Here is a 12,713-nt window from a genome sequence, read left to right on the forward strand (position 1 = left end):
CCCGGGACAAGCCCGGGCATGACGAGTGCTGTGTGTATTGCTCGAACGCTAGGTGTCCTACGCCGACCGCACCTCGCGCAGGAACGCCTGCACCTGAGCCTTCAGCGCCTCGCCGGTGTGCGACAGCTCGGTCGCGGCGTCGACCACCTGGCTGGCGGCGACACCGGTCTCGCGCGCGGCGTCGCTGACGTGCACGATGTTGCTGGACACCTCGCCGGTCGACCGCGCCGCCTCGGCGACGTTGTGGGCGATCTCGCGCGTCGCGGTGCCCTGCTCGCGCACCGCGCTGGCAATCGCCGTGGCGATTTCATTGACGCGGCCGATGATCATGGTGATGCCTTCGATCGCCGTCACCGAGCTCTGCGTCGCCAGCTGGATCGCGCCGACCTGCGAGGAGATTTCCTCGGTCGCCTTCGAGGTCTGCTCGGCCAGCGCCTTGACCTCGGCCGCCACCACCGCGAAGCCGCGGCCAGCCTCGCCGGCGCGCGCCGCCTCGATCGTGGCGTTGAGCGCCAGCAGATTGGTCTGTGACGCGATATCGCTGATCAGCGTCACCACTTCGCCGATCTTCTGCGCGGCGTCCGCCAGCCCCTTGACCTCGTCGTTGGTGCGGCTGGCCTGCCCGGCCGCTTGCCCGGCGACCTGCGCGGACTGATCGACATGCTTTCCGATTTCGGCGATCGAGGCATCGAGCTCTTCGACCGCGGCCGCGACCGCCTGCGCGTTCGACGTCGCTTCGGCCGAGGCCGTGGTGGCGGCGCTGATGCGCCGCTCGGATTCGGTCGCGGTGCCGGCCATCGAATCCGCGGTCCCGCGCAGTTCGGTGGCAGCCGAGCCGACCAGATCGACCACGCTGCCGACGCTCGACTCGAACCGGGCCGCCAGTTCGAGCATGGTGGCGCGGCGCTCGTTCTCGTGGGCGACGCGCTGCTCGTCCTGCGCGGCGCGCAGCCGCTCGGTCTCGATCAGGCTCTCCTTGAACAGTTCGACGGTACGCGCCATCGAGCCGACTTCGTCGCGCCGATCGCAGCCCGGCACCTCGATGGCATGGCGGCCCTGGCTGATCTCGCGCATCGCGCCGTCCAGCGCCACGATCGGCCTGGCCATGCCGCGGCCGAGCCAGACCGCGACCGCCGCGGCGGCCAGCGCCGCCGCCAGCGTCGCCAGTGCCAGCCACTGCATCGCACTGGTGGTCAGTGCCTGGTAGGCACTGGCATCGCGGACGATCTGCAGCACGGCCACCGGGGCACCGGAGAAGTTCTTGATCTGGCCGAAGCTGATGCCGGCGGCCTTGCCGTCGAGTTCGCCTCGGCTGATCACCAGCTCGCCGCCCATCGCACGGCGCACGGCCGCGTCATCCGGCTTCAACCCGGGGATCGACGACGCGATGATCTTGGCGCCTTCAGCGGAGGGCTGCAGGATCGCGACGTCGACGCCGAACCGCGATTTCATCCGCGTCACGAACGACTCGCCGAACGGCGCGCCGACATCCATCGATCCGATCAGACCCTTGTCGTCGATAATCGGCGCAGTCCCGAACACGGTGAGATTGTCGCGACCCGGCTCGATGCCGCCATGGGACTTGGACAGCGACAGCGTGTCGGTCACCATCCTGCGGCGGCCCGAGACGTCGTCGCCGAACGTGTCCGGCTTGTGAATGCGCAGGAAGGTGGTGGACGGCGGAACCTGGATCGTGATCAGGTCGAGTCCGCGCGCAGCAGTCTTGCCGTGCGCTTCCTTGAGCAGCGTCAGCGCGGCGTCGCGATTGCCGGCGCGGATCGCGTCCTTCACCGGACGCACCGCCGCCAAGGCTTCGCTGACGGTCAGCACGGTGCGAGACTCCGCCTCGATCGCGCCGGTCAGGTTGGCGTAGTCGGAGCGCAGCTCGCGTTGCAGCGCGACCTCGATGGTCGCCTGCTGGCGCCAGAAGCTGAAGCCCGCCAACATGGCGCAGGATCCAATCGCCACCAGCATGATCGCCACGATCATGCGCGCCGAAATCGATTTCAGCATCCGTCCAGTCCCCATGTTTCCACGCATCGATCGATGCGCGCCAGCATTCGCCCACTCGCGGTAAACGTGTATTGGCAGAGGGAACAACAGAGTCTTAACGGAGGGAACCGGCGCTAGTCATGCAACCCCGCCGCGGTAAGGTTGATCAGTTAGGTTAAGGCGGCAATTGCGTTGACGGGGGCGGACGGGGTGATCATCTGTCCGCATGATAAAGGACGACGACTACGTACTCGACTCCTCCGGCAACAGGGTGCTGATCGGCCTCACTGCAGACGAGACCGCCGAGTTCTTCCGGCTGGACGAGATCATCAGCAAGAGCGGGCCGCCACCCTCGAACGCGGAGGAATGGTACAGGCCCGAGGACCGCCGCTGGCTCGAGCTCTACGAAAAACACGAATCCGCCCGCCGGCCGTTCCTCAAGAGCAGCAAGACGATGCATTGAGGACACCCGGCTCCGAGCTCCACGCTCCGGGCTGGTCCTCGCCGCCGACCCATGCTAGCGGTCCGCCAAACAACAGCGGGGAGACGGAACGCGATGGTCGAGGCGGTGATCTGGGATTTCGGCGGGGTGCTGACGACCTCGCCGTTCGAGGCGTTCGCGCGGTTTGAAATCGCGCGCGGGCTGCCGGCGGACATCATCCGCAACACCAACGCGGCCAATCATTTCGAGAACGCCTGGGCCAAGTTCGAACGCGCCGAGATCGATCTCGACACCTTCGACGAGCTGTTCGCCGCGGAGTCGCGTGCGTTCGGCGCCGAAGTCCGCGGCCGGGAGGTGCTGCCGCTGTTGTCCGGCGAGCTGCGGCCCGAGATGGTCGAGGCGCTGCGCCGCATCAAACAGAACCACAAGACCGGCTGCATCACCAACAACCTGCCCGCCAACGCGATCGGCTCGGCCTCCGGCCGCACGCTATACGTCGCCGAGGTGATGGCGCTGTTCGATCACGTCATCGAGTCCGCCAAGATCGGGCTGCGCAAGCCCGATCCGAAGATCTACCGGATGATGACCGACACGCTCGGCGTCGATCCGAAGCACTGCGTCTATCTCGACGACCTCGGCGTCAACCTGAAGCCGGCGCGCGACATGGGCATGACCACCATCAAGGTGGTCACCGCCGAGCAGGCCCTGACCGACCTCGAAGCCGCGACCGGGCTGAAGCTGCGTTAGAGCGAGCGCTGTGCTGAACTCAGGTCAGCCCTTCTTGGCCAACTTCTTCTCGACTGTCTTGCGGACGTTGCCGACCTTCTTGACGGCCTTTTTCACCGCGGGCGCCGAGCGGCCGGTCTTCTTGGCCTCATAGGCGACTTCGTAGTCCTGCCCGCCGGCGACGCGGGCCCGATCCTGCTTGCGCCCGCGTGCAGTGGTGGTTTTCTTGGTGGTCTTCTTCGCAGCCATGCTGACCTCCTGATGTTGCAGATTGAGCAACGCTTTGAGGAATCGCAGGTTCCGTAAGTGTGCTGGGAGTTCGAGCGCAAGCGGGCCGAGCACAGCGCTTCCATCCGTCATTGCGAGGAGCGAAGCGACGAAGCAATCCAGCTTCGTGCTCGGCGCTGGATTGCTTCGCTTCGCTCGCAATGACGCATGGGGATGCGATGACCTCTACAAACTATCCCCAAAATCCTCGCGGAATTTGGCGACCAGATGGTTCTGCCAGTCCGACACCGGCTTCAGCAGGCCGTAGAAGAACCGCAGCACCTGCGGCTCCTCGACGAAGGTGAGGCCGCCGATCAGCTGGCGGTTGGCGTACAGCCAGGCGATGCGGTCGACGGCGTATTTGACCTGCGACAGCGTGAACACGCGGCGCGGCATCGCGAGGCGGACCAGTTCCATATTGGCGAAGATCTCGCTGCCGTCCGGCTCGCGCTGCTCCGACAGCGTGCCGCGCTCCATGCCGCGGATGCCGGAGGCGATGTACAGCGCGCTCGCCAGCGCGCCCGCCGGATATTGCGACTGCGGGATGTGGTCGACGAAGCGCTTGGCGTCGATGTGGCAGCCGAGCCCGCCAGCCGGCGTGATCACCGGCACGCCGCGTTCCTGCAGCTGCTCGACCATGAAGCCGATGAACATCGGCCCCTGGTTGATCATCTCCTCGTCCATGGTCTCGTCGAGGCCGACCGTGAGCGCTTCCATCTCGCGCACCGACATGCCGCCATAGGTGAGGAAGCCCTCGTACAGCGGCACCAGCGGCCGCATCTTCTCGTACAGCGCGCGGTCGCGGATGCAGATGCCGCCGCCGCGCGCACAGCCGAGCTTGCGCGCCGAGAAATAGATGATGTCGCAGAGGTCCGCGGTGCGGCGGGTGATCTCGCGGATCGACAACGCCTTGCAGTGATCCTCGCGGGTCTTGTTGAAGTACAGATTGTCGGCCAGCAGGCTGGCGTCGAGCACCAGCGGGATGCCGTGCTCCTTGCAGACGTTGCTGACGTCGGCGAGGTTCTGCAGCGACACCGGCTGGCCGCCGATCAGATTGGTGCCGCTCTCCATGCGGACGAAGCCGATGTTGTCGGCGCCGTGCTGGGCGATCACGGCGCGCAGCCTGGCGATGTCCATGTTGCCCTTGAACGGGTTGGCGCTGACGACTTCCAGTCCGGCGTCGGTCACCAGTTCCTCCACCGTGCCGCCCAGCAGCGTGATGTGCGCCTTGGTGGTGGTGAAGTGATAGTTCATTGGCACCACCTTGCCGGTTGACACGAACACCTTGGCGAGGATGTGCTCGCAGGCGCGGCCCTGATGCGTCGGCAGGAAGTAGTTCATGCCGAAGATCTCGCGCAGCTTGGTCTCGAGCCGGGTGTAGGTGGCGCTGCCGGCGTAGCTGTCGTCGGCGACCAGCATCGCCGCCTGCTGGCGGTCGCTCATGGCGTTGACGCCCGAGTCGGTCAGCATGTCGAGAAAGACGTCGTCGTTCTTGAGCAGGAAGGTGTTGTTGCCGGCCTCGGTGATTTTCTCGAGCCGGCGCTCGACCGGCGGCAGGCTCAGCTTCTGCACGATCCGCACCTTGTGCATCTCGAGCGGCACCGTTTCGTTGCCGTAGAATTTCACCGTCGCCATTGCTAACTCCCCCAGCCAACCCGCACCACGCGGCGGCCCCGGGCTTACCGGCAGGCCGGCCGGTTCGAAATGCGCCCGATCAAACGGCCGCCGTCACGCGCTGCGGGGCCGGTGCTCGGCCACCGCAGACGAAACAAATCCCTACCGCGACGAAACCAAATTGGGAGGTCGACGAAAACCTCCGGAAACCGGCGCCGCGCTACTGATAGCGCCAACAAGTCGCCGAAAACGGCGCTGGCGGACAAAACAGGCGTTCACGGCAGGGAGCAAGTCATGTCTCGTAAGATCAACCATTTCGCGCTTCTCGGCGGCGCCGCCGCGCTGGCCGGCGTTGCGATTGTCGCGCTCGCGGCCAGCCCGGCCAGCGCCGCTCAGCCGCTGCCCTTCCCGTTCCTGCTGCTGCCGCAGCCGGCCGAGACGCAGCCGATGGCCTATGCGCCGACCGAGCCGAGCTTCCCCGCGGTCCAGTCCGCGCCGCAGGACGATGACGGCTCCGCCGAGTTGCCGGCACGGCTGAAGCGCCAGATCGTCACCTACGCGACCCGCGAAGCGCCCGGCACCATCATCATCGATACGCCGAACACCTATCTGTACTACGTGCTCGGCGGCGGCCGCGCCGTGCGCTACGGCGTCGGCGTCGGCCGCGACGGCTTCACCTGGTCGGGCACGCAGTCGATTAGCAAGAAGGCCGAGTGGCCGGACTGGACGCCGCCGCCGGAGATGATCGCCCGGCAGCCGTATCTGCCGCGGCACATGGCGGGCGGGCCCGGTAATCCTCTGGGGGCGCGCGCGATGTATCTCGGTGGAACGATCTACCGCATCCACGGCACGAACGCGCCATCGACCATCGGCACCCACGTGTCGTCCGGGTGTATCCGGCTCACCAACGACGACGTCACCGATCTGTATGCACGGGTCAGCGTCGGCGCCAAGGTCATTGTGCTGCCCGACAACCGCCGCGCCGATAACACCAGCGGTCGCCGCGGTTAGCCTGCCTACAGCAAGATCAGGCGGCGCGGGCGACCGCGCCGTCTTGGCGTTGAGCCGGCCCCAACGTGTCCGCTGCGACACATCGGCATCGCAGCCGGTGCGACATTGCGGCGATTTAACCCGTGGACCACCGCGGAGCGGGCGCCCCGGCTGGCGCCAAACGGCGCAGGGCTGTATGGTCCGGGCCGTTTCAGCCCGGGGAATTGATGAGTTTCAAAACTGTCCTGATTGCGCTCGCGATTGTCGCGCTGTCATTCGGTATCACGCTGGTGGGCTTCCAGTGGCTATCGCCGCCGGGAGTAGTCCCGCCGACCCTTCAGGCGTTGCCGCCGCTGCCGCCGATCCGTCAGTCGTCGGTCGTCGTACCGGTTTCGGTGCCGCTGACGGCGATCCGCGATCTGGTCGACCGCACTGCCCCGCGCAACTTCGCCGGTAAGGCCGACAACCCGCTGCCGCAGCTGGTGCAGAACGCCGATATCAACTGGACGGTGGCGCGCGGCGCGGTCGCGGTCAAAGGGGCGCCCGAACAGGTGACCGTGACGGCGCCGCTGACCGGCACGCTGTCGGCGAAAGGCTCGCTGTCGGCCAGCACGCAGAGCAAGGTCGGCGATACGCTCGGGCGAATCTTCGGCGACAAGGTCGCCAAGCAGGTCGGCGTCAACATCAAGTCGCTCAGCGCCAGCGGCGAGATCAAGGGCACGATCGCCATCACGGCGCGCCCGAAGGTGCTGCCCGACTGGCATGTCGATCCCAATCTGAGCGCCCAGGTGCTGCTCGCCGATTCCAATATCGGCGTCGCCGGCGCGCGCATCAACATTCCGGCGCAGGTCAAGCCGGTGATCGACAAGGCGGTCAACGAACAGGTCGCGCAGCTGCAGCAGACGATCCGGAGCGACGGCGCGCTGGAGCGCAGCGCCCGGCGAGAATGGGCGCGGATCTGCCGCTCGATCCCGCTGCAGGGCGCCGGCGTGCCGAACGGCTTCTGGCTCGAGCTGCGGCCGACCCGCGCGCTCGCGGCCCAGCCGCAGATCGACGCCGCCACCGTGGCGCTGACGCTCGGCATCGTCGCCGACAGCCGCATCACCACCGCGCCGACCAAGCCGGAGTGCCCGTTCCCGGCGGCGCTGGAGATGGTGGCGCCGAACAGCACCGGCGTGAAAGTCGCAGTGCCGATCGACATTCCGTTTCAACAGCTCAGCCGGGTGATCGAGCCGCAATTCGTCGGCCGCACCTTCCCGGAAAGCGGCAACGGCGCCGCCGCCGTTACGGTGAAGAGCGTCAACGTCGCCGCCAGCGGCGATCGCCTGCTGGTGTCGATGCTGGTCGATGCGAAGGGGTCGAAGGGCTGGTTCGGTTTCGGCGGCGAAGCCACGCTGCACATCTGGGGCCGCCCGGTGCTCAATCAGGAAGACCAGACGCTGCGGCTCGCCGACGTCCGGCTTGCGGTCGAATCCGAAGCGGCGTTCGGCCTGCTCGGCGAGGCCGCCCGCGCAGCCGTGCCTTATCTCCAGAAGGCCATCACCGAGCGCGCGGTATTCGATCTCAAGCCGGAATCCAGCAACGTCCAGCGCCGCATCGGCGCCGTGATCGCCGCCTATCAGCGCAACGAAGACGGACTGCGAATATCCTCCGAGATCTCCAGCCTGCGGCTGACCGATGTCGCCTTCGACTCGTCGATGCTGCGGGTCACAGCGGAAGCCAACGGCATCCTCGAAGTGACGATTACCAAGCTGAAGGCTCCGTAGCCGGAAGCGCTTGTTGCGCGCCGACCTCGCCCGAGGCCATGCGTCCTTAGGCTGAGAGCCTAGCAGGGGATCTGCCGTCCGCTATCAGACGTACTATCCTCTCCACGCGTCATGCCCGGCCTTGTGCCGGGCATCCACGCCTTACTGAAGCTGATGCAGTAAAGGCGTGGATGGCCGGGACAAGCCCGGCCATGACGGAGTTGATCATCAGATGGAAGGCATGCGCGCCTGCGTCATTGCGAGCGCAGCGAAGCAATCCAGGAGGCTTTTGCTGGATTGCTTCGTCGCTTCGCTCCTCGCAATGACGGCGTTCAAGGCCGCGTTTGACGCAGAAATTATCGACGAAGCTTCATCATGAAGCGGGCAAAGTAATAAAACGTCTCAATCTGCCAGGCGCACGAAAAAGCCGGGCGGCAGACGCCACCCGGCTGGTTCGCTCCGATCATCCGGCTGGCGACAAGCGCCGGCCGGGTTCGATCAGAAAGTCACTCTTACGAGCGGCCGTACTTGAATTCCGGCATCGACTTCAGTTCGTCCTTGGTGGCGTTGAACACCGCGTGGTCCGGATACATCCGCTCGGCGGTGCTGTTGGTGTTCGCCGAAGTGGTCGTCGTGGTGGTGGTCGCCGCACCCGTGGTCGTGCCGGTCGCCGGCGCAGTGGTGGTGGCGGTGCCGCCAGCCGGAGCGGTCGTCGAAGCGGTGTTCGACTGAACCGGGGTGTCGACGAACTTGATCTTGTCGAACGGAACGGCGACGTCACGCTGGCCGACGCCCAGGAAGCCACCCACGCCGATCACGACCGCATGGACCTTGCCGGACTTGTCGAGCAGCACTTCGGAGATGTCGCCGAGCTTCTCGTTGGCCTGGTTGTAGACGTTCAGACCGACCATCTTCGAAGCGCGCCATTCCGCGCCGGAAGCCATGCTGCTGGCGGCAGGCGCCGCGGTGGTCTTCGACATCGAGCTGTCGGTGGTGGCCGGCGACTGCGCGAACGCGGCGGTGGCGATCAGCGTCGAGCCGAGCAGGCCAGCGATAACGGTGTTGGTCTTCTTCATTGTGTAGTGCCCTCCATGTTGGTGACGGTCCCCAACAAACGGGCAAGGGGGCGAGCAGTTCCGGTATTGGACCGCATTATTGTGTCGAACTAAGCACCAAATCGTCACACCGGCGTCACCTCAAACGATCGGCCGCTATGACGCGCACGCCGCATAACAAAATCCCCACCACGATGACCGTGGCGGGGATCCTGGTTCCAACGGCGTCACTCGTCGGTTAATACATCACCAACCACGAACGGACAGATCTGATAGTTGTTCCCGCGGAACTCCGAAAGTTCGAACGGCTCGATCTGTCAGCGGGTGGGATCGATCTTGGGCTCGATGCTGTGAACTGCGCCGGGCCTGCGCAGATGAATGGTGGCGATCTCGTCGCTGAAAACCTTTTGCCAGCCGTCGACCTGATCGAGCAGCTTGGTGGCGGGGTCTGCGGTGCCGAGCAGCGTGGCGTCGATACGATAGCGGTCGAGCAGCTCGAACAGCTTGGCGGGTGGCCGCAGCCGCACCGCCGCGTACTGCTCGACGACGAAGCGCTCGCCATAGAGTTCGGTGCGGCCGTCGATGAACGGCGCGACACCGGAGGCGATCAGATAGCCGCCGAAATCATAATCGTTGAACACGCGCTGCACGCCGAGGCGCTTCAGCGTCGCCACCGCCGCGGCCGGCGTATGCGTCTGCGGCGGCGCGAACGCGTGAAGCGTGACGAACGCCAGCGTGCCGCCGATCGCCAGACTGAGCGCCGCCGCGATGGCGCCGCCCGCCGGCTGCGTTGCCGAACCCTCGCCAGTTTCGGCGCCGCCGATCTGCCGCGCCAGCGGCGCCGCGATGATCAGCGGCGTCAGCAGCGCCAGCACTTCGAGGTTGCGGTTGGCACTCAGCGCCATGTGCAGCAGGCCGAGCAGCATCAGGATGCGCAGCGGCGGCAGCGTCACGCCGCGCCACAGCGCGAGTCCGAGGCCGACCAGCAGCGTGATTTCAAGCGGGCCGATCCGCGAGAAATCGGTCGGCGCCCACTCCCCGATGGTTCGCAGCGCCGCGCCGAGATCCAGGATGCGCCGCGACGCCAGGATTGCGTCCCAGCCGTACGGATTGGCACAACTCGCGAGCAGGGCCAGCACGCCGAAGCCCGACCAGCGCAGCAGCAGCGACCAGCGCCGCTGCGGCGCGCCGAGCGCCGCATCCAGCCCGATCGGCGCGATCAGCGCGAGGCCGAGCACGAAGCCGCCGTGCAGATTGGCCCACAGCGCCATCAGCGGCAGCAGCCATAGCGACGGCGCCGCGCGCCGATCGGCTGCCTGCATCAGCGCCGCGACCCAGGCGACCATCACCGGCATCGCCATCACGTGCGGCCGCGCCACCATGTGCGGCGCCATCAGGATCAATGCGGCGATCACGAACACCAGCGTGGTGCTGTCGCGCAGCGTGCAGCCGAGCGCGCGCGCCAGCAGCGCCAGCGTCAGCCCCAGCGAGCCGGCCGCGATCACCACCGGCCCGGCCCAGCCGCCCAGCGTATAGCTGATCGCCAACAGCACCTGCGCCAGCCACTGCGTCGAGATCCACGGCTGGCCCGCCATCGTGAACGAGTACAGATCGACGTGGGGCACCGCGCGGTGATCGATGATCCACTGCCCGATCGTGATCTGCCACAGCGTGTCGGGATCGTTAAGCAGCCGGTCGCCGACGCTGATCAGCACCGCATAGACCACCAGCCCGACCCACAGCGGCAGCAGGCTGCGCCGCGTGCCGGCCAGGCTCGTCGTCTCGGCAGTGAGGATCGTCATCGGCGCGGTCCGGTTGATCAGGTTCCCGGATCAAACACGCCGCCGGATAATTTGCGGTAAACCGGCCGGGGCCTAAACGAGGCAGTCTCGGCCAGCATCACTCGATTGGTCGGTGGTGCACAGCGGCTGCAGCAGGTCGGCGATCTGGCGGCCGTCCTGCTGCTGCAGCCGCTCCAGATCGCGCCATTTGTCGATCAGCGGCTTGGTGGTGCGATAGATATGTTCGCGCCCGATGGCCTCGGCACGTCCGATCTGACGGTTCTTGATGACCGCGACCATCTCGACATGGTCGTCATGGGCCTTGCTGACGATGTCCAGGGTGAACCAATGATAGCGAAGCGCATAGATGAACGGCAGCGGCGAGCGTTCCAGGATCGTCAGCAGCCGCTGATTGCCGGCGGTCCGGTTGATCGCCTGGTGAAATGCGATGTTGAGCTCGATCCAACGATCGCAAACCTGCGCAGACCATTCGCCGCCGCTCACCAAAGCGGCGGTGCGATCGAGGATGTCGCCGACCCTGGCCTCGCCCTCAGGTGAAAAGCCGGCTTCGGCTGCCTGGCGGTTCGCCAGTCCCTCGAGCACGGCTCGTACTTCGAAAACATTCTCGAGGTCGCGCGCCGAGTAGGTGCGGATCGCATAGCCGCTGTTGGGCGTGTAGTCGATCAGATCCTGCGTCGCGAGCGCCGTCAGCGCGGCGCGGACCGGCGTCCGCGATACGCCGAGACGCTGGGACAACTCGATCTCGTTCAGCCGCGTTCCCGGAGCCAATTGCCCTGACAGAACCAGGTCGCGCAAGGCTTCATGCACCGCCTGGCCGCGGGTCGTGACGTGGGCGTTGACTTTGGTCATGTCGCATCCGCCGACATCAGGCGTTGTCCTGAATGTCCGTGAACCGCATCGGCAAGAGGTCTTGCGCCGCACCGATCTGGGCCGCCGGAGCCGGATTGGTATTCATGTTCAGGCTGAGAACGTGGGGGACGGCGTAGTGGCCGCCGGGATCGCACATATATTTCGCGTAGATCACCATCTCCAGCGGAATGTCCGCATACACCAGCCCCTCCTCGCCTGCCGGAAGATTGCGTCCGATCGAACTGCCGTCGGGCGCGATGATCCGGGATCCGCCGCCTCCGATCCGGTAAGTGTCCGGCGGCGCGCCGGGTGCGAGCGCATCGACGGCATCCTGCAGCATCACGTGAGCGCACAACAACACGAAGGTCTGCGTCGCCATGGCGTAGTTACGGCTGATCACCTCGATCGGGCTGAGCGGATTCTGGTCAGGGCTGATCGGCCCGATATGGGCGTCGCGGATGTCGAGCATCGCCTCGAACGGACCGCCGCGGACGTAGCCGCCGACCGGCCACGACGCGACATGCACCTGCTCGTTCTTGAAACTCATCGCCGCCGAGGTCAGCGGCACGAGATGCTCCCAGCACAGCAATCCGCCGAGATTGCCGATCGGAGACGCGATCACCGGCAGCATGCTGCCGTCACCCTCGCCCCAGATGTAACGCTCGGGTCCCGTCGGCTTGAGCTTGCGATGGCGTGCGATCAGGTCGCCGTTCGGGTCGAACCAGAGCTGTGACAGATACAGCGAGCCGCGTTCGCGCTCGGTGACGCTGATACACACATAGATCCTGGCGTCCCGCGCCGCTTTGCTGAGGCGGGCCACCGCTGCGCCGGGGATCTCGACCGCGTTCTGATACAGCCGCCCATACAGCGTGGCGCTGTGTCCCATCGGCCCGGCCTTGAAGATCCAGGCCGGATAGCCCGGCACATACGACTCCGGAAAGCCGATCAAACGGGCGCCGGCTTCCCCCGCCTCGCGGATCAGCGCGCAGGCCTTGTCGATCGATCCGCTCAAATCCAGGAACACCGGACCGGCCTGAACCGCGGCGGCCTTGAACACGGGGTAGCTACTCATGACGTCTCCAGACGATGATTGTATCCATTAGACCAAGCCTCATTCAGTCACGTCTCGCTGTCCCAGATCAAGCCGCGGATTGCGCCGACCCCGGCATTGCTGCAAAAATCACCGCAGTTGCGCGCTATTTCGACAGGAACGCAGGCGTCCTGCTCATTT

At 66.1% G+C, this 12,713-nt stretch carries 12 protein-coding genes; 5 read left to right on the plus strand and 7 right to left on the minus strand.

Going from position 1 to position 12,713, the window contains the following annotated elements:
• Positions 1-57: 57 nt before the first annotated feature.
• A complete protein-coding gene (locus tag D4Q52_RS10285) occupies positions 58-2,013 on the minus strand; it encodes a methyl-accepting chemotaxis protein (protein ID WP_119856468.1) in 1,956 nt (651 codons plus the stop codon).
• 205 nt (positions 2,014-2,218) lie between these two features.
• Here D4Q52_RS10285 and D4Q52_RS10290 point away from each other — a divergent pair, with 205 nt between their 5' ends.
• Both D4Q52_RS10290 and D4Q52_RS10295 read left to right on the plus strand, forming a co-directional pair.
• Entirely contained in the window at positions 2,219-2,455 is a 237-nt protein-coding gene (locus tag D4Q52_RS10290; protein ID WP_119856469.1) for a hypothetical protein, read from the plus strand.
• A gap of 93 nt (positions 2,456-2,548) precedes the next feature.
• Positions 2,549-3,181, plus strand: coding sequence for an HAD-IA family hydrolase (locus D4Q52_RS10295; RefSeq protein ID WP_119856470.1), 633 nt, complete (start codon positions 2,549-2,551; stop codon positions 3,179-3,181).
• A 24-nt stretch (positions 3,182-3,205) separates the two neighbouring features.
• Here the strand turns inward: D4Q52_RS10295 and D4Q52_RS10300 are convergent, their stop codons facing one another.
• Positions 3,206-3,409: a DUF3606 domain-containing protein gene (locus D4Q52_RS10300; protein ID WP_119856609.1), complete on the minus strand. Its 204-nt coding sequence runs from the start codon at positions 3,407-3,409 to the stop codon at positions 3,206-3,208.
• 204 nt (positions 3,410-3,613) lie between these two features.
• Positions 3,614-5,062, minus strand: coding sequence for a tryptophanase (locus tag D4Q52_RS10305; RefSeq protein ID WP_119856471.1), 1,449 nt, complete (start codon positions 5,060-5,062; stop codon positions 3,614-3,616).
• 273 nt (positions 5,063-5,335) lie between these two features.
• Here D4Q52_RS10305 and D4Q52_RS10310 point away from each other — a divergent pair, with 273 nt between their 5' ends.
• The 3 genes from D4Q52_RS10310 (at position 5,336) to D4Q52_RS26220 (ending at position 8,155) form a co-directional block, all read left to right on the plus strand.
• The gene (locus D4Q52_RS10310; RefSeq protein ID WP_119856472.1) at positions 5,336-6,052 is read left to right on the plus strand and encodes a L,D-transpeptidase; all 717 of its coding nucleotides are present in this window, start codon (positions 5,336-5,338) and stop codon (positions 6,050-6,052) included.
• A gap of 206 nt (positions 6,053-6,258) precedes the next feature.
• Complete coding sequence (locus D4Q52_RS10315) at positions 6,259-7,797, plus strand: DUF4403 family protein (RefSeq protein WP_119856473.1); 1,539 nt, start codon at positions 6,259-6,261, stop codon at positions 7,795-7,797.
• A 166-nt stretch (positions 7,798-7,963) separates the two neighbouring features.
• Positions 7,964-8,155: a hypothetical protein gene (locus tag D4Q52_RS26220; RefSeq protein ID WP_147407780.1), complete on the plus strand. Its 192-nt coding sequence runs from the start codon at positions 7,964-7,966 to the stop codon at positions 8,153-8,155.
• 133 nt (positions 8,156-8,288) lie between these two features.
• Here the strand turns inward: D4Q52_RS26220 and D4Q52_RS10320 are convergent, their stop codons facing one another.
• The 4 genes from D4Q52_RS10320 to D4Q52_RS10335 form a co-directional block, all read right to left on the minus strand.
• On the minus strand, positions 8,289-8,852 hold the full coding sequence (locus D4Q52_RS10320; RefSeq protein ID WP_119856474.1) for a PRC-barrel domain-containing protein: 564 nt from the start codon (positions 8,850-8,852) through the stop codon (positions 8,289-8,291).
• A 296-nt stretch (positions 8,853-9,148) separates the two neighbouring features.
• Positions 9,149-10,633, minus strand: coding sequence for a hypothetical protein (locus D4Q52_RS10325; protein WP_119856475.1), 1,485 nt, complete (start codon positions 10,631-10,633; stop codon positions 9,149-9,151).
• Between the two features lie 72 nt (positions 10,634-10,705).
• Entirely contained in the window at positions 10,706-11,482 is a 777-nt protein-coding gene (locus D4Q52_RS10330; protein ID WP_119856476.1) for a GntR family transcriptional regulator, read from the minus strand.
• Positions 11,483-11,498: 16 nt separating this feature from the next.
• A complete protein-coding gene (locus tag D4Q52_RS10335) occupies positions 11,499-12,554 on the minus strand; it encodes a carbon-nitrogen hydrolase family protein (RefSeq protein ID WP_119856477.1) in 1,056 nt (351 codons plus the stop codon).
• Positions 12,555-12,713: the final 159 nt, after the last annotated feature.

Origin of the sequence: Rhodopseudomonas palustris (assembly GCF_003591005.1) — a bacterium.
Classification (GTDB): Bacteria; Pseudomonadota; Alphaproteobacteria; order Rhizobiales; family Xanthobacteraceae; genus Rhodopseudomonas; species Rhodopseudomonas palustris_K.